General features: G+C 67.3%; 17 protein-coding genes, 1 tRNA gene and 1 pseudogene. 14 read left to right on the top strand and 5 right to left on the bottom strand.

The window, feature by feature from the left end:
• From A5756_RS05165 to A5756_RS05155, 3 genes and pseudogenes are all read right to left on the bottom strand, one after another.
• Nucleotides 1–98: pseudogene (locus A5756_RS05165) on the bottom strand (WXG100 family type VII secretion target); the annotation flags it as partial.
• 162 nt (nt 99–260) lie between these two features.
• Complete coding sequence (locus A5756_RS05160) at nt 261–1,418, bottom strand: PPE family protein (protein WP_066948252.1); 1,158 nt, start codon at nt 1,416–1,418, stop codon at nt 261–263.
• 63 nt (nt 1,419–1,481) lie between these two features.
• Nucleotides 1,482–2,375, bottom strand: a complete 894-nt coding sequence (locus tag A5756_RS05155; RefSeq protein WP_066948249.1) for a PE domain-containing protein — start codon at nt 2,373–2,375, stop codon at nt 1,482–1,484.
• Between the two features lie 356 nt (nt 2,376–2,731).
• Between A5756_RS05155 and A5756_RS05150 the strand changes: the two genes are divergently transcribed.
• The 14 genes from A5756_RS05150 to A5756_RS05085 all read left to right on the top strand — a co-directional run bounded on the left by A5756_RS05150 (nt 2,732) and on the right by A5756_RS05085 (nt 14,012).
• Nucleotides 2,732–2,808, top strand: a tRNA-Leu gene (locus tag A5756_RS05150).
• 185 nt (nt 2,809–2,993) lie between these two features.
• Complete coding sequence (locus A5756_RS05145) at nt 2,994–3,464, top strand: hypothetical protein (protein ID WP_066948246.1); 471 nt, start codon at nt 2,994–2,996, stop codon at nt 3,462–3,464.
• 142 nt (nt 3,465–3,606) lie between these two features.
• Nucleotides 3,607–3,909 (top strand): hypothetical protein, encoded by a 303-nt coding sequence (locus A5756_RS05140; RefSeq protein ID WP_066948243.1) that lies wholly within the window; start codon nt 3,607–3,609, stop codon nt 3,907–3,909.
• Nucleotides 3,910–3,953: 44 nt separating this feature from the next.
• Nucleotides 3,954–4,319, top strand: a complete 366-nt coding sequence (locus A5756_RS05135; protein WP_066948289.1) for a DUF732 domain-containing protein — start codon at nt 3,954–3,956, stop codon at nt 4,317–4,319.
• A gap of 85 nt (nt 4,320–4,404) precedes the next feature.
• A complete protein-coding gene (locus A5756_RS05130) occupies nt 4,405–5,631 on the top strand; it encodes a methyltransferase (RefSeq protein ID WP_066948240.1) in 1,227 nt (408 codons plus the stop codon).
• Between the two features lie 116 nt (nt 5,632–5,747).
• Nucleotides 5,748–6,530: a hypothetical protein gene (locus A5756_RS05125; protein ID WP_066948237.1), complete on the top strand. Its 783-nt coding sequence runs from the start codon at nt 5,748–5,750 to the stop codon at nt 6,528–6,530.
• A gap of 97 nt (nt 6,531–6,627) precedes the next feature.
• Complete coding sequence (locus tag A5756_RS05120; RefSeq protein ID WP_066948234.1) at nt 6,628–7,383, top strand: dienelactone hydrolase family protein; 756 nt, start codon at nt 6,628–6,630, stop codon at nt 7,381–7,383.
• Between the two features lie 12 nt (nt 7,384–7,395).
• Entirely contained in the window at nt 7,396–7,671 is a 276-nt protein-coding gene (locus tag A5756_RS05115) for a DUF6295 family protein (RefSeq protein ID WP_066948231.1), read from the top strand.
• Nucleotides 7,672–7,694: 23 nt separating this feature from the next.
• The gene (locus A5756_RS05110) at nt 7,695–8,450 is read left to right on the top strand and encodes a DUF427 domain-containing protein (RefSeq protein ID WP_156659238.1); all 756 of its coding nucleotides are present in this window, start codon (nt 7,695–7,697) and stop codon (nt 8,448–8,450) included.
• Nucleotides 8,451–8,826: 376 nt separating this feature from the next.
• Nucleotides 8,827–9,915: a YncE family protein gene (locus A5756_RS05105; protein WP_066948225.1), complete on the top strand. Its 1,089-nt coding sequence runs from the start codon at nt 8,827–8,829 to the stop codon at nt 9,913–9,915.
• A 145-nt stretch (nt 9,916–10,060) separates the two neighbouring features.
• Complete coding sequence (locus A5756_RS05100) at nt 10,061–11,692, top strand: long-chain fatty acid--CoA ligase (RefSeq protein WP_066948222.1); 1,632 nt, start codon at nt 10,061–10,063, stop codon at nt 11,690–11,692.
• A gap of 41 nt (nt 11,693–11,733) precedes the next feature.
• Nucleotides 11,734–12,207, top strand: a complete 474-nt coding sequence (locus A5756_RS05095; RefSeq protein WP_066948219.1) for an SRPBCC family protein — start codon at nt 11,734–11,736, stop codon at nt 12,205–12,207.
• Between the two features lie 20 nt (nt 12,208–12,227).
• Entirely contained in the window at nt 12,228–13,112 is an 885-nt protein-coding gene (locus A5756_RS05090) for a class II glutamine amidotransferase (protein ID WP_066948215.1), read from the top strand.
• A 30-nt stretch (nt 13,113–13,142) separates the two neighbouring features.
• Nucleotides 13,143–14,012 (top strand): patatin-like phospholipase family protein, encoded by an 870-nt coding sequence (locus A5756_RS05085; protein ID WP_066948286.1) that lies wholly within the window; start codon nt 13,143–13,145, stop codon nt 14,010–14,012.
• 32 nt (nt 14,013–14,044) lie between these two features.
• Here the strand turns inward: A5756_RS05085 and A5756_RS05080 are convergent, their stop codons facing one another.
• Nucleotides 14,045–15,124, bottom strand: a complete 1,080-nt coding sequence (locus tag A5756_RS05080) for a patatin-like phospholipase family protein (protein WP_066948283.1) — start codon at nt 15,122–15,124, stop codon at nt 14,045–14,047.
• Nucleotides 15,125–15,214: 90 nt separating this feature from the next.
• Nucleotides 15,215–15,658 (bottom strand): lipoprotein LpqV, encoded by a 444-nt coding sequence (locus tag A5756_RS05075; protein ID WP_066948212.1) that lies wholly within the window; start codon nt 15,656–15,658, stop codon nt 15,215–15,217.
• Nucleotides 15,659–15,685: the final 27 nt, after the last annotated feature.

Genomic DNA, 15,685 nt, shown 5'->3' with positions numbered 1-15,685 from the left:
ATCTTGCGAGCCTCGTCCTCAACCGTCTGGGCGTGCACCTCGAAGCGGCCCGCCATCGCCCGCATTTCGTGCGGGTCGGTCATGAAACGTGTTGCCATGTTGCTTTCTCCTTTTCCTTCAAGCCTTCAATGTCGAAGTCTTAACAGTTCTAATTGATGCGGTGGTGGCCGCGTTATGGACAGATTACGGCCTACCGGTTAACTGATCGCCTCAAACGGGTGACATGTACCCCCTAATTTCCCGTACCGGTAATCCCGACATCAGACGACAACTTGCTTGGGCATAACGATCGGCTTGAAGCCGTACCGCGGTCCGGAGCCGTAGGCACCGGCGCCCTTGGCCGCGGCGGCCATCCCCGGCATGCCGGGCATCGCGGTGACCGGCTCGGCCTCGGCCGCCGCCGTCCACCCCGAGCCCTCGAGGGGGGCGGTGGAGGAAGCCAACGACGCGGGGGCGGCCGCGTTCCAGCCGGCCGGCACCGACAGTCCGCCGACCGCGGAGGCCTCGCCCAGGGCGGCCGACGCTCCCGCGCCCGACACCGAGCCCACCATGGTGCCCTGCACCATCCCGCCGGCGAGCGGCGTGACGGAATCGGTGAGGGCGAATGGGATCGACGGCACGGAGCCGAGGGTGTGCCCCAGGGAGACCGCCGTCGGGATGGTGTTGCAGACCCACCATGCTGCGGTGTTGACGGCGCCGTTGATGCCGTTGAAGACCGACGGCGTACCGATGAAGTTGTCGATCGAGGACAGCAAGCCGTCGGTCGTGAAAGGCAAGGTGGGGGCGGCCAAGGCCGCCGCGTTGGCGGCGGGAGCGAGCGCCTGCACCGTGCCGCCGGTCGAGTCAGCGGCGAGGGCGGTGCTGTCCGCGGCCGCGGCGGCCGCAGGGTTGGTGGTCGAAGCCAGCGGAGTCACTGGAGTCAGCACCCCCGCCGCCGCGGAGGCAGCCTGGTAGGCGGCCATCATGGCGGCGTCCTGTGCCCACATCGCGGCGTACTGCGCTTCGGTCGCGGCGATCGCGGCCGAATTGACCCCAAGGAAGTTGGTCGCGACGAGTGTCGCCAGCAACGTCCGGTTGGCTGCGATCACCGGCGGGGGGACCGTCGCCGCAAACGCGGCCTCGTAAGCGGCCGCGGAAGCCGTGGCCTGCGCGCTGGCCTGCTCGAGCGTCGTTGCCGTCTCGGTCAGGTAGGCGATGATCGGCTGGGCCGCGGCGGCCGCCGCCGCCGATCCGCCGCCGGTCCAGTTTTCGGTGGTGAGCAACGAGACGATCGACTCCCACTGGGTTGCCGTGGCGCTCACCTCGGCGGCCAAATTGGCGTATGAGGCCGCGGCGGCCATCAGCGGTCCGGCACCGGCGCCGGCGTACATGAGAGAGGAGGTGATCTCCGGGGGAATTGCTGCAAAGTCAAGAACCATTTGTGTTTCCCGCTCCTTATGTTGTCTTTTGCAATTCGAGGACTTTGAGGGATTGGCGGAGGGCTAGACGGTCGCCGGTTTGGGCATGACGATCGGCTTGACGCCGTAGCGCGGCGCACCGAAGCCCGCGCTGTTTCGCGCAGCCGCGCCCATCCCCGGCATGCCCGGGATGATGGTCCCGGTGCCGGCCTGCGGCGCGGCGGCGGTCCAGCCCACCGTCTGCAGCGGTGCGGCGCTGGTGCCGGCCACCGGGGTGGCCGCGCCGGCCCAACTCGGCGGCACCGACAGGTTGTTGACCATGGTCGCGGACCCCACGGAGGCCACCGGCATGGCGCCCATGCCGGCCATGCCACCACCGGCCATGGGCGTCGTGACATCGGCAAGCCCCGCCGCGTCGGCGGCCGATCCGGCGGCGTCGGCCGCGGAGGTGTCCAGCAGTCCGCCACCGGCCAGACCCAGCAGGTCGGAACCGGCAGAGGCCCAGTTGCCGAAGCCGATGTTGCCGATGTTGGCTCCGTTGCCGGAGAGGCCGAAGATCCCGCCGAGCATGTTCGGGTTGGTGCCGTTGCCGGTGCTACCGAGGAGATATGCGAGCCAGTCGAGCGGGGTGTTCGACGGCGTCGCCGCGGCGGACGCGAGCGGAGAAGCGGCGCTCGACAGCGCGGCCTGGCTCGCGTTGACGGCCTCGGTGTCGCCGTAGCTGCCCGAGCTGATGCCCAGGGTCTGCGCGTAATTCTCCAGCAGCGTCTGCGCCTCGGTGGCGATCGCCTGGTACTGGGTGCCGTACGCCGAGAAGATCGCCGCCTGCTGGGCCGACACCGGGTCGGCGGCGGCCGGAGCGATCACCGTGGTCGCCGCCGCGGCGCCCGCGTTCTGCGCCGCCAGGTTGGTGTTTATCCCCGACAGCAGCTGCTCGGCAGCTAGCATCTCTTCTGTCTGTGTTGTCAGAAATGCCATTTATTGCTCCTAGTGTTCGGAACGAGTCGACCCCCATGCGGTGGATCGACCTGAGTGTTTACGTAACGGCCCCTGTGCGCTGGCGTAACACTAACGACCCCCGACTCCACGTTCCCGGCCGAAAGGGGCAGGGTTACAGCCGTTTACGGCTTCTTAACGATCAGGCCGGTAGTTTTAACATCGTCCTGCCGGACGACATAGCGGTGTCATCTGTTACCCGAAGGAAAGCCGTGGTTAAGGCTCGGGGGAGCGGATCTTAGCTGACACACTCTCGCAGCGCATCTTGCAAATTTCGGTTATTTCGAGCGAGACGCGATGTCCCGGATTCGGCGCCGGCGCGCTACATTCGCCGCCGAGCCCCCATAGCCCAATTGGCAGAGGCAGCGGACTTAAAATCCGCCCAGTGTCGGTTCGAGTCCGACTGGGGGCACCAGCGTCCGCGCAGGTCAGTGCATGCAGCGCGATAACGCGCGCGCGCCACCCTCAGCCTGTTTGCCCGGCCGCTGATCCGGCGATCGAATCGGGGCCATCCTCTATTCGAGGTAGAGCCTTTATGCCCTGTCTGGCGGGCGGGCTCGGGGCGAAGGATCACCGTTCACAGGACTTAGGAGGTCGACGGTGATCAAGCAAGCCATCGTGGGCGCCGCGGTGGTGCTCATCGTCGCCGGCTGCTCACCCCAAAAACACGCCAGCGGTGGCGGCGCCACCACGACAACGTCTCACACCCAGGCCGTGCGCGGATGGGTCCAACTGACTCAGGACCACATGCAAGACCTGGGTATCGCCATGGGCAAGGCCACCTTCGCCATCGGTAGTAAGGACAACGCCGCTCTGGGGGCGGCCTGCCACGAGGGCCATGACGCGGCGAGCTTCCTGCAGGCCCATCTGCCCTCCCCGGACAAAGAACTCACCGACGCGCTGCAAGCCAGCCTCGACGACTTCGACGCCGCCTCCCATTTCTGCGTCGCCGCGGTCGAGGACAACGATCCGAACGAGGCCCGCCACGCGGGCGAGTTCATGAACTCTGCCGAGGCGCACCTCACGACCGCCACCGCCATCCGCGATCGCATCGTCAACGGACCCGGATAGGTCCATTTTCAGCGCGGTTCCTCGAGAACGCCGGAAAGCGACGAATGGTCCGATGCCGGAGGACCTTGGCCCCTACTCCATTGCAGGGGAGGGGCCGACAGTGAGATCACACGCGTCGTCGCAACCGAGAGAGGACAAGGACATGAATCGCGAAGTGAGCAAATTCTTCTGCGGAGCGTTCGCCGGAATCGCCTATGCGCACGCGGGTTACGCCGTCGCCGCATCCACCGGCATCATCGACGAGCCCATCTTCCTCGGCAGGAAGTGGGGCGTCGGATACATGTGGACGGAGGCCGTTGTCTATACCGCGATCAGCGCCGCCCTTGGTTACGCCGGCTGGCGTACGCAACCCGTCAACTTGCGTGAGGTAAGCGCGCCGGAGACAAGCGGGCAGACCGGGCAGGGTGTGGGCGAGGCGAAGGTACCCCTGTCGACGTCGAATTGATCGTTCTCGACGGGATGCCGCCACAGAAGGAGACCGCAGCCGGTATGAACGTTCGTCTCGGGAAGTGGTCGGCCAGTTGTGCTGTCCTGCTGTTCGCCGCCGTGCCGTTCTCCTCGGCGTCAGCATCAGCAGATCCAGTCGATGATGCGTTCATCGCGTCCCTGGTGAATTACGGGATCGAAGTTCGAGACAGCGACACCGCGATCGCGATGGCCCACCGGGTGTGCACGGGATTCGACAACAACGCGAATGCGAGCGTTCTGGCGCTGAAGGTCAAGCACGACACCGATCTCACGATGAAGGAATCCAGCTACTTCGTCGGCCTGTCCGTGTCGGCCTACTGTCCGCAGTACCGGGGGCAGATCGACAGTTCGCTGATCTGGCTGGTTCCGGGCCCCCCGCTGATGTGAACGCCGAGGCACGCCGTCAGCAAGCCGAACGACGCGAGGCACAGTAAGTTGGTCGCGACCGCCACCGCGAAGGAGCCGCGCCGAAGTGACCGACGATCCGCGGGGTGACGGTGTCTCCCGTCAATACGATCGGTGGGAGTATCCGCCCCCGGTAACCGATCTCGCGGCGTGGACCAAAAATCACTGGGATTGGTTCGATCCCTTTTGGGCGCACCGCGTCCTGTGGCCCAACCGGGAGTACAAGCCGGACCTCGACATTCTCATCGCGGGTTGCGGCACCTTCCAGGCGGCCGTTTTCGCCTTCATGAACCGCGCCGCCAGGGTGGTCGCGATCGACGTCAGCCGGTCAGCGCTCAAGCACCAGCAGTATCTGAAGGACAAGCACGGCCTGGACAACCTGGAATTGCATCTGCTTCCCATCGAAGAGGTGTCGACGCTGTCCCGCGACTTCGACCTCATCGTGTCCACCGGCGTCTTGCACCACATGGCGGACCCACTGGCCGGGCTCAAAGCGCTTGGCGGCTGCCTGCGCTCTGACGGGGCACTCGGAGTCATGCTTTACGCGAAGTACGGCCGGATCGGGGTCGACATGCTCGAATCGGCGTTCCAGGACCTCGGGCTGAAGCAGGACGACGCATCGGTCCAGTTGGTCAAAGAGGCGATCGCGGTGCTACCCGCCGACCACCCGGTTCGCCCCTATCTGAACGGCGCCCGCGATCTGCTGTCCGACGGCGCGTTGGTCGACACCTTTTTGCACAGCCGCCAGCGCGCCTACACCGTTGCGGAATGCCTGGACTTGGTCGGCTCCGCCGGACTGGCGTTCCAGGGCTGGTTTCACAAAACGCCGTACTACCCGCACGACTTCGTCGCGCCGGCGAGCCAGTTCCAGGCCATGCTGAACCGACTGCCCGACATCAAACTCTGGTCCGTGATGGAACGCCTGCAGCCGGCGAATGCCACCCACTTCTTCATCGCCTGCCGCCCGGAACGTCCGAAAGAGCATTACGCAATCGATTTCTCGACGGACGGGGCGCTCGATTACGTTCCGCTACTGCGGACGGCCTGCCTGCTGTCCGGCGACGAGATCCACGTGCCCGGCACGAAGCTGAAGCTGAACCCGGCTCAAGTGCCGTTCGTTCAGCAGGTCGACGGCCGTCGCACGATCAGGGAGATTATCGATTCTGTGGCACAGCGCGGTGACGTCGGCCCGGAAAACGCCGGCCTGGTAAGGGAATTCGGACGCACGCTGTTCCAGTCGCTGTGGCGTCTCGACTTTCTGGCGATGGCGCTGAACACAAACGCATCCGGTTAGTCGTCGGCGTTTGCCGTCAGAAGACCCTGGCGTCACGGCTCACGTCATGACCCCGGACCAAATTTTGGGCCTGCCGCCGACGGTGCGGCGAACCGCCACTCATACACTGACCAATCGTGGGCATGCTGTCTGGTCTTGTGCCGTGGATCGCTTATTGGGTGCTCGTCGGTAACGTCCCGTTCCCTGCCGCGGCGTTGGCAGCGCTAGCGATCACGGCCGTCGCGGTGGTGGTCGGGAGCGTCGCCGGCAAGCCGGAGCGTACGCTCGAATTCGGTTCTGCCGCCGTGTTTGTGGTGCTCACCGGGCTGAGTTTCGCGCGGGACGAGTGGTTCGCCCAACGGTGGATGCTGCCACTCAGCGCCGCCGGGTTCCTCGTGGTGGCCCTGGTCGGAACGCTGACCGGCAAGCCGTTCGTGCGTGCGTTCGCAGCCGCGGAACAACCCGCCGACGTCGCCAAGACCGAGCTGTTCGGCCGGCTCGTCAGCGTCCTGAGCTGGGTCTGGGTGGGGACGGCGGCGGCCATGACGGTGTCGTCGGCGATCCCGCCGATGGTGCGGGATGACGCCACGATCCTGGACACCAAGACCCCGTTGTCGTACGTGTGTTACTGGCTCATTCCGTTCACGCTGTTGGGCCTGGCGGCGCTCGCGTCGCGGTTCCTGCCCGACCGGATGCTGGCCGGCATCGGCGACGTCCCCCGAGAAACCTCGTTCGTCGCGTACGACGAGGCCACCATCGACGAGCTGTACTTCCTCGCCCAGGAACACGCGAACCGGGAGGTCGGCCCCGGCAAGGAGGCCTACAACGTGAAGGTCGGCGGCATGGGCGTCCCGTTGACCGGGGATGAGTCCCGCAAGTCGTGGCCCTCGACCTACAAGGTGCGCGACAAACGGCGCTGAACGCGCGACCGGTGTTCCGATACGTTGGTTTCCGTACCGGCCGCGTGGGCCGCCGGGTCCGGTTGTGCGGCCACCACGGAGCCCCAAAGGAGTTGCGATGAACGCGCTCAGTCCAGACGCCATCCGGGCGGAAACGATCACCATCACCGGCCACGGCGGTGACGAGATCGAGGCGTACCGGGCCACGCCGCTCGCCGAGGGGTCCCGCGGTGGAGTCGTGTGGATCCATCACATGCCCGGCTACGACCGCGAAACCAAGGAGTTCGTCCGGAGGCTGGCCGTCAGCGGTTACCACACCGTGGCCCCGAACCTCTATTCACGCGAGGCCCCCGGTGCGTCACCCGACGACGCGGCGGCGGCGGCGCGGGCGGCGGGCGGCGTGCCCGACGAGCGACTGGTCGGCGATGTGGCGGGTGCGGTGGAGCACCTGCGTTCCTTGCCTGGGGCTAACGGGAAGTTCGGCGTCATCGGGCATTGCTCGGGCGGGCGGCACGCGTACCTGGCGGCGTGTTCGCTGCCCTTCGACGCCGTGGTGGACTGCTACGGCGCGTTCATCGTCGAGGATCCGCCGGAGGGCATGCCCAAGGTTATGAAGCCGATCCTGCAGCTGGCGCCGAACCTGAGCTGCCCGCTACTCGGCCTGTTCGGGCTCGACGACCGCTTCCCGGCTCCACCCGCGGTTGCCGCACTGGACGAGGAGCTGACCAGGCTGAACAAACCGCACGAGTTCCACTCCTACGAGGGCGCGGGACACTCGTTCTTCTCGGTCGATCGGCCCGCCTACCGACCGGAGGCGGCCGTGGACGGCTGGCGGCGCATCGACGAGTTCTTCGCCACCCAGCTGAAAGGTTAGGTCTCGCCTGCCATGTGTACTTATCTCACCGAACACATCGGAATCGACGGCAGCGGCAAGGGCGCCACCGGATGGTTTGGCGCCAGCCGCGCGACGGTCTACGTCGATCACCCGGTCCACGCGCCCTACGGCCACACCGTCAACATCGACGTGATCAACCCCGAACTCGGGCCGTCGGCGCGGGTGGCGCTGGAACTCACCGAGGAGAGCGCGCTGGCGCTGGCCGACGCCATCCGCAAGGCGATCGCCCACGCGCCGGCCGGGCTCGCGTCCAAGGACCAGATGTGACCGCCGACCGGGACTATCCGCAGATGGCCGCTGAGCGCGGCCGGGTCGAGCCCGCGCCGCGCCGCGTGCGTGGCTACCTCGGGGACGCGCTGGTCTTCGACACCACGGCGGCCCTGTATGTGTGGGAGGTCCCGTACTACCCGCAGTACTACATCCCGCTGGCCGATGTCCGTGCGGAGTTCCTGCGCGACGAAAACCATTCGCAGAAGGTGCAATTCGGGCCGTCGCGGCTGCACTCCCTAGTGGGTGCCGGCGAGACCCACCCGTCCGCCGCGCGCGTGTTCGACGCCGACGGTGGCGGACCGGTGGCCGGGACGGTGCGATTCGAATGGAATCCGTTGCGCTGGTTCGAGGAAGACGAACCGATCTACGGCCACCCACGCAATCCGTATTCGCGGGTTGACGCGCTGCGCTCACACCGGCATGTTCGGGTGGAGCTGGACGGAATAATGCTGGCCGACACCAGTTCTCCGGTCCTGCTATTCGAAACCGGTTTGCCCACAAGGTATTACATCGACCCAACGGATGTCGACTTCAAGCATCTGGAACCCAGCTCCACCCAGACGCTGTGTCCGTACAAGGGGGTGACGTCGGGTTACTGGTCGGTGCGGTTGGGCCCCCCTGATGATGGTGTCCTGCATCCGGACCTGGCCTGGACGTACCACTACCCACTGCCCGCGGTCGCCCAGATCGCCGGTCTGGTGGCGTTTTACAACGAAAAGCTGGACATCTTCGTCGACGGCGATGCGCTGCCCCGGCCGCGCACCCAGTTCAGTTAGCCAACGAGGTGTGATCTTTCCCTCTTCGCGCCCGCACCCTGAGAGTTTCTTAACCTGGACAACTCCACGGCGCTGACCGGTGACGTTAGCGGCGAATGCGAAATCCGCCGGATGCGCGTTTGCATCGGTTTCGCTACGGGTAAGCGACTGCGATACAGCGTAATTGAAAGCCTGAGCAGAACCTGAGTGCGCGGGGTGACGTAGCTAACGTCGGGGGATTTAAAGGGATTTGACGCGATTTTTGGCCGGTAGACTCGCCAAACCAGTCGCGTCGGCGCCTTTTGGTGCTGAGATCTTTCTGGATCTGTAGGCGAATTGTCGCGCAACTCCCGGCGACGCCGCCTCCGCGCCGACAACATAGCAAAGGCGGTGCAGCGTGAGCGGTATAAACGACCGCAAGGCCTTCCAGGACGATCGAGACGAGCGGTTGTTCGGATTCGACGACGCCCCGGTGGTTCAGATCCCGGTGCGAAACGGTCCCATCAGCGACATCGGCGTCAGTCCCGACGGCACTCGGCTGGTGGTGGCGAATCACGGCCGCGACACGGTCTCGATCCTCGACGCCGATGCGCGTCGGGTGGTGCAGACAATCACGGGCATCGACGAACCGTTCGCGATCGCCGTGAGCGGCGGGGCCTCCCCGCGCGCCTACATCAGCACCGCGTCGTCCTCATATGACTCCATCGACGTCGTCGACCTCGCCACGAACGCGCGGATCGCGACCCATCCGCTGGCCGACCGTGTGAGCGATCTGACCGTCAGCGCCGACGGGAGGTTCGTCTACGCCAGCCGCAACGGCGCCCGCGGCGCCGACGTCGCGGTCATGGACACCACCACGGATGACTACGAAGTGATCGGACTCGACGCGACACCCGGCACCACCGCGGATTGCGTGCGCATCAGCACCGACGGGCGCCACCTCTACGCCGCCACCAACGGGCCGTCCGGCGGCGAACTCGTCGTCATCGAGACCGGGGCGCAGTCCGACGGCCGGGCCGGCGCCGAATCCCGCGTCGTCGGCGCCTACGAGCTGGGTTTGCCGATTCGCGACGTCGCGCTGAGCAACGACGGCGCCACGGCCTATGTGGCCAGTTGCGGCCCCGTCGTCGGTGCGGTGCTCGACGTGATCGACACCCGGGCCCGCAAGATCACCGGAACCCGCAAGCTCAGCGAGCTCGCCGGCCCGCTCACCCGTTTGGCGCTCAGCCGCGACGGCCGCCGCGCCTACTTGGTCAGCGACGACCGCGTCGCCGTGGTCTGCACGCGAACCCACGACGTCATCGCCGACATCGGGGCGGCGAACGACTCATCCTGCGTGGTCGAGAGCCCCGACGGCAGGTACCTCTACATCGCCGGCCATTCCGGTGTGGTCACCGTCGTGCCGATCGCCGCGGGCGGGGGACCGGCTGAGGCGTCGACCACCCGGCTGCCCGCATTGGCTCAGCGGGAACCCGTACTCGCCTAGGGTGATTGCCTGACGCCGGCGCCGAACTCGGGCTTAGGGTGGAGGCTGCTGGCGGCTCATCGCCACCGGCCCGGGATGCGGTCACGCCGTTTCTCGAGGATTGACATCAGGCGACGCTGCGCCGGGATCCAAAGGCGGTACCTCAATGGACAGCACGATGCAGGACTTTCCGTTGACGATCACCGCGATCATGCGGCACGGCTGCGGTGTGCACGGGGAGCGCACGGTCACCACCGCCACCGATGACGGCTACCGGCAAATCAGCTACCGCGAACTGGGTCACGACGTCGCCCGGCTGGCCAACGGATTACGCCGCCTCGGCATCAACGGGGACCAGCGGGTGGCGACGTTCATGTGGAACAACGCCGAACACCTGACCACCTATCTGGCGGTGCCGTCGATGGGCGCCGTGCTGCACACCCTCAACATCCGGCTGTTCGCCGAGCAGATCGCCTATGTCGCCAACGAGGCCGAAGACCAAGTGGTGCTGGTCGATATGTCGTTGGCCAAGCTGCTCGGTCCGGTGTTGGGCGACCTCAAAACCGTGCACACCCTGATTGCGGTGGGGGAGGGTGACACCGCCGCGTTCGAGGGGTCGGGCAAGACCGTGCTGCGATATGCCGACGTGCTCGCCGGCGAGTCGACCGAGTTCGACTGGCCGCAGATCGACGAGAAGTCCGCGGCCGCGATGTGCTACACCAGCGGCACCACCGGCAACCCGAAAGGTGTTGTCTACAGCCACCGTTCGAGCTACCTGCACACCATGGCCGCCTGCACCACCAACGGCATCGGCGTGGGTTCCGTCGACAGCGTGCTGCCGATCGTGCCGATGTTCCACGCCAACGCGTGGGGCCTGCCCTACGCCGCCCTGATGGCCGGTGCCGACCTCGTCTTGCCCGACCGCCATCTCGACGCGCGCTCGCTGATCCGCCTGGTGGAGGACCGGCGACCGACCGTGGCGGGAGCGGTGCCCACGATCTGGAACGACGTCCTGCACCGCCTGGAGGAAGAACCGGGCCACGACATGTCGTCGCTGCGGCTGGTGGTCTGCGGGGGCTCGGCCGTTCCGGTGTCGCTGATGCGCACCTTCGAGGAAAACCACGGCGTTGAGATCCGGCAACTGTGGGGCATGACGGAAACCTCCCCGATGGCCACCATGGCGTGGCCCCCGCCGGGAACCCCGGAGGACCAGCATTGGGCGTTCCGCGCCACCCAGGGCCAACCGGTCTGCGGCGTGGAGATGCGGATCGTCGACGACGACGGTCAGGTGTTGCCCAACGACGGTGAGGCCGTGGGCGAGGTGGAAGTCCGCGGCCCATGGATCGCCGGCTCGTACTACCTGACGGCCGACGACTCGAAATTCGACTCCGGCTGGCTGCGCACCGGCGACGTCGGACGGCTCGACGAGCGGGGTTTCGTCACCCTGACCGACCGGGCCAAGGACGTCATCAAGTCCGGCGGCGAGTGGATCTCGTCGGTCGAGTTGGAGAACAGCTTGATCGGGCATCCGCATGTGGTAGAGGCCGCGGTGGTCGGCGTGCCCGACGAGCGGTGGCAGGAGCGGCCGCTGGCCGTCGTGGTGGCCAAGGAAGGCACCACAGTCAGCGCCGAGGACCTACGAAAGTTCCTCGCGGAGAAGGTGGTTCGCTGGTGGCTACCCGAGCGGTGGGCGTTCGTCGAGGAGATCCCGCGCACCAGCGTCGGCAAGTACGACAAGAAGGCCATCCGGTCGCGCTACGCCGAGCATGGCTACTGGGTGGTCGAGGCCCGCGACTGAGTGTGCGTCTCCGCGAATAACCCAGGGCAGGAAGGAACCCCATGTCCCAGCCGCTTGTCGTCGAACAATCGCACGTGGTGTCCGTCGCGCCCGACGCGGCGTTTCACGGCACGCTGCCCATCCCGCTGCCCGAGATCTTCGGCCGCCGGTATGGGCCGATACCGCCGATCAAGGAGGTGCGGGACCAGACCGGCGCCTGGGACGCAGCGGGTCAGAGCCGCACCATCATCCTCGCCGGCGGCGGCAGGGCGCGCGAAGACCTGACCAGTGTCGACCCGCCACGATCGTTCGGCTACCGGCTCACCCAGATCCACGGTCCGATGGCGCTGCTGGTCGGCTCGGTCACCGGTGAGTGGATCTTTACCCCGGCCGATGGCGGCACCGAGATCACCTGGCGCTGGGCCATTTACCCGAAATCCGTCCTGTCCGTACCGGGCCTGCCGCTCTTCGGGATGCTGTGGAAGCGCTACGCGCGCCAAGTGCTGGGCGACCTCGCCGAGGTGCTGAGCCACTGAAGCTGGGTACCGTCGAGACCATGTGTCGACTATTCGGGCTGCACGCCGGGACCGACGTTTGCACCGCGACGTTTTGGTTGTTGGACGCCCCCGACAGCCTCGCCGATCAGAGCAGAAGGAACCCGGACGGCACGGGCCTGGGGGTGTTCGACGAGCGTGGCCGGCCGCAGCTGGACAAGCAACCCATGGCGGCCTGGGAGGATGCCGCCTTCGCCACCGAAGCCCACGAGTTGACCGGCACCACCTTCATCGCGCACGTGCGTTACGCCACGACCGGTGCGCTCGACGTTCGCAACACCCACCCGTTCCTGCAGGACGGCAGGATCTTTGCGCACAACGGCGTGCTGGAGGGGCTGGACGTTCTCGGCGAACGGCTGCGCGAAGTCGGCACCGGCGACCTGGTCCTGGGCGACACCGATTCCGAGCGGGTGTTCGCGTTGATCACCGCCTCGATCCGGGCGCTGAACGGTGACGTGACCGCGGGCCTGACCGATGCCATGACATGGCTCGCCGCCAACGTGCCGATCTATGCGGTCAACGTGCTACTGAGCACGGCGACCGACATGTGGGCGCTGCGGTATCCCGAAACCCATGAACTGTACGTCTTGGATCGGTCCGACGATGCCCCCGCCCGGGGCCCGGAATTCGACTTGCGCACCAAGCGAATTCACGCCCGGTCGGAACATCTGTGCACGCGCCCGTCGGTGGTGTTCGCCACCGAACGCATGGACGACGACCCCCGCTGGCGGCTGCTCGAGCCGGGTGAGCTGGTCCACGTCGACGCCGCGCTGCAAGTCGACCGCGGTCTGATACTGCCCGACCCGCCCGCCCACCTGCTGCGCCGGGAGGAGCTGAGCGCGCGGGTGCAGGAATCGCAACACGCGTTACCGAGTGGCCGCCGCTAGCCCAATGTCGTCCTGGCAGAGTGGGTGGGCGTGACAACCAGACGAGCGCTTGTGCTGGCGGGTGGAGGAATAGCGGGAATAGCGTGGGAGACAGGAGTTTTGCGCGGCATCGCCGACGTGTCGCCGGCAGCGGCCGGGCTGTTGCTGGGTTCGGACGTGCTGGTGGGGACCTCGGCGGGCTCCGTGGTGGCCGCGCAGATCGGCAGCGGCAGCACGCTTGACGTGCTGTTCGACCGGCAGATCGCCGAATCATCGGCCGAGATCGATTCCGGGGTCGACGTGGAGGAGATCACCGAGATGTTCCTGGCTGCGTTGGCGGAGCCCTGTGCGGACCCGTCGAACAAGACCCGGCAGCAGATGCAGCGGATCGGGGCTGTGGCGTTGTCGACGAAAACCGTTCCGCCGCCGGTGCGCCTCAAGGTGATCGCCCAGCGCCTGCCGTCGCACCACTGGCCCGATCGGGCGCTGCGGATCACCGCGATCAACGTGGACACCGGCGAATTGGTGGTTTTCGATCGCGAATCCGGCGTCGACCTCGTCGACGCGGTGGCGGCCAGCTGCGCGGTCCCTGGGGCGTGGCCCCCCGTCGCGATCGCGGGCCGGCGCTACATGGACGGCGGGGTCGCCAGCTCGGTCAACCTCGGCGCGGCCGGTGACTGCGACACGGCGGTGGTGCTGGTGCCCTCGGGCGTGGACGCGCCCTCGGCGTTCGGCGACGGGCCGGCCGCGGAGATCTCCGCCTTCACGGGCGCGACGTTCACGGTGTTCGCGGACGCCGACTCGCTGGCGGCCTTCGGGCCCAACCCGTTGGACCCGGCCTGTCGCGTCGCGTCGGCACTGGCCGGACGCGAGCAGGGCCGCCGCGAAGCCCGAGGCGTCGCGCGCTTCCTGGGCGTCTGATCGGGCCGGGACGGTAACGCGCAGTACGGGTTTCAGCTTTCGGGCGGCGGTGGCGTGTTTCTTTCGTTCTCGAAGGCGTCCAGGGCCTCGTCCGCCAGCGCACGGCCGACGGCGATCACCTCGGCCGCCCGGTGGAACTCCAGTCCCCGGCAGACCGAGCGCGGGACCTCGATCAACAGGTCGGGCGGGTAGACCGCCAGCGTATGGCGCGCCAGCGCCGCCTGGGCGATGTCGATCGTCCGGTTCATCACCTCGAAGCTGCCCAGCTTCGGGATCTCGGGTGCGGCGTCGGCCAGTACGTCGGCCGCGTCATCCCCGGCAGCGGGCTCCGCGACGTCCGCACCGTCCGACCAGCTGTCCGCTTCCGCGGGGGAAGCGCCGAATCTGCCCAGGACGGCGCGCGCGGTCGGGCGATCGAGCAGCGACCGGGCCGCGGAGGTGTCGAGCAGCGCGGAGGTGCTGCGCACCATGCGGTTCAACCATTCGGCGGTCACCCCGGCCTCGCCCTCGCGGTTGGCGATCGCCTCGCTGCCGGACAGGCTCACCGCGATGGTCACGTCTGCGTTGATTGCCGACAGCGGGGCCATCGGCAGCGGGTCCAGGATGCCCCCGTCGGCCAACAGCCGCCCGTCGACCTCGTGTGGCGCGATCACGCCTGGTATGGCGATGGAGGCACGGATCGCCGCGTCGATCGGACCGCGCTGGAACCACACCGACTTGCCGGTCAACAAGTCCGTTGCCACCGCGGTGAAGGGGATGGGCAGCTGCTCGATGTCGAGGGGGCCGAGGATGTCGCGCACCGCGTCCAGGATTTTCTCGGCCCGCATCACCCCGGCCGCGCTGATCGAGAAGTCCAGCAGGCGCAGAATGGTGCGCTGCGTCAGGGACTTCGCCCAGTCGGCGAACTCGTCGCGACGACCGGCCGCCTCCAAACCGCCGACCAGCGCGCCCATCGACGAGCCCGCGATCCCCACGATCTCGTAGTCACGGGCGCGCAGCGCGTCGATCACCCCGATGTGGGCGTAGCCGCGGGCCCCGCCGCTGCCCAGCGCCAACGCGACGCGCGTCGGTGACGATCGGCGCGCGATGACTCCGCCAGGTCCGTCCGGCATCTCTTCATTTTGCGCGGCGGAGCGGTATTGCACCGGCCGGGTTGGCACTTTCTCTACCCGTGAGTTCAATCGCGCAGCAGTTCGAAAGCGCTAGCCGCATTCGTCGCCGGCGGCGGCGCGCGCGGCGGTGATCACGGCCGCCTGCCGGGCCGGCGTCAGATCCGCCCAGCGGGCATTCCAGCTGCCCGCGGTGCCCGACGGGGCGGCCTGGACCATCGCCAGATAGGGCTCGAGCAGCGGCTGACCGGTCTTGGGCTGGGCGTCCATCCACAGTTTTGCGGCGTGACAGGCCTGGTAATACTCTTCCTCGGTCGAATTCGCGGGCACGTCGACCCTGGTCGTCACGCCCGCCGGCGACATACCGATGGCGCCCGGCGGCGCCGCAGCGGGGCGGCCCGGTAGGTCCGCCGGCCGCGCAGATGAGGACGCGGGCTTACCGCTCGGGGCGTCAGGCGAGCATCCCGTAGCCGCCAATAATCCGGCCGCCACGAGGAGCGTGCCCCACAGTCGGGGCCGTTGACCGCACCAGCGCACCCTCTCAATCTATGCAACACTGGCGGC

This window comes from Mycobacterium sp. 852002-53434_SCH5985345, from assembly GCF_001667155.1.
Classification (GTDB): domain Bacteria; phylum Actinomycetota; class Actinomycetes; order Mycobacteriales; family Mycobacteriaceae; genus Mycobacterium.
Note: the sequence above shows the minus strand (reverse complement) of the source record. Positions and strands in the feature narration are given on the sequence as shown.

Bases quoted from the DNA above. Each gene is read 5' to 3' on its own strand.
- A5756_RS05135 (WP_066948289.1), top strand. From the start codon at position 3,954: ATGAACGTTCGTCTCGGGAAGTGGTCGGCCAGTTGTGCTGTCCTGCTG.
- A5756_RS05080 (WP_066948283.1), bottom strand. From the start codon at position 15,124: ATGCCGGACGGACCTGGCGGAGTCATCGCGCGCCGATCGTCACCGACG.
- A5756_RS05120 (WP_066948234.1), top strand. From the start codon at position 6,628: ATGAACGCGCTCAGTCCAGACGCCATCCGGGCGGAAACGATCACCATC.
- A5756_RS05095 (WP_066948219.1), top strand. From the start codon at position 11,734: ATGTCCCAGCCGCTTGTCGTCGAACAATCGCACGTGGTGTCCGTCGCG.
- A5756_RS05140 (WP_066948243.1), top strand. From the start codon at position 3,607: ATGAATCGCGAAGTGAGCAAATTCTTCTGCGGAGCGTTCGCCGGAATC.
- A5756_RS05110 (WP_156659238.1), top strand. From the start codon at position 7,695: ATGGCCGCTGAGCGCGGCCGGGTCGAGCCCGCGCCGCGCCGCGTGCGT.
- A5756_RS05090 (WP_066948215.1), top strand. From the start codon at position 12,228: ATGTGTCGACTATTCGGGCTGCACGCCGGGACCGACGTTTGCACCGCG.
- A5756_RS05100 (WP_066948222.1), top strand. From the start codon at position 10,061: ATGGACAGCACGATGCAGGACTTTCCGTTGACGATCACCGCGATCATG.
- A5756_RS05160 (WP_066948252.1), bottom strand. From the start codon at position 1,418: ATGGTTCTTGACTTTGCAGCAATTCCCCCGGAGATCACCTCCTCTCTC.
- A5756_RS05115 (WP_066948231.1), top strand. From the start codon at position 7,396: ATGTGTACTTATCTCACCGAACACATCGGAATCGACGGCAGCGGCAAG.
- A5756_RS05155 (WP_066948249.1), bottom strand. From the start codon at position 2,375: ATGGCATTTCTGACAACACAGACAGAAGAGATGCTAGCTGCCGAGCAG.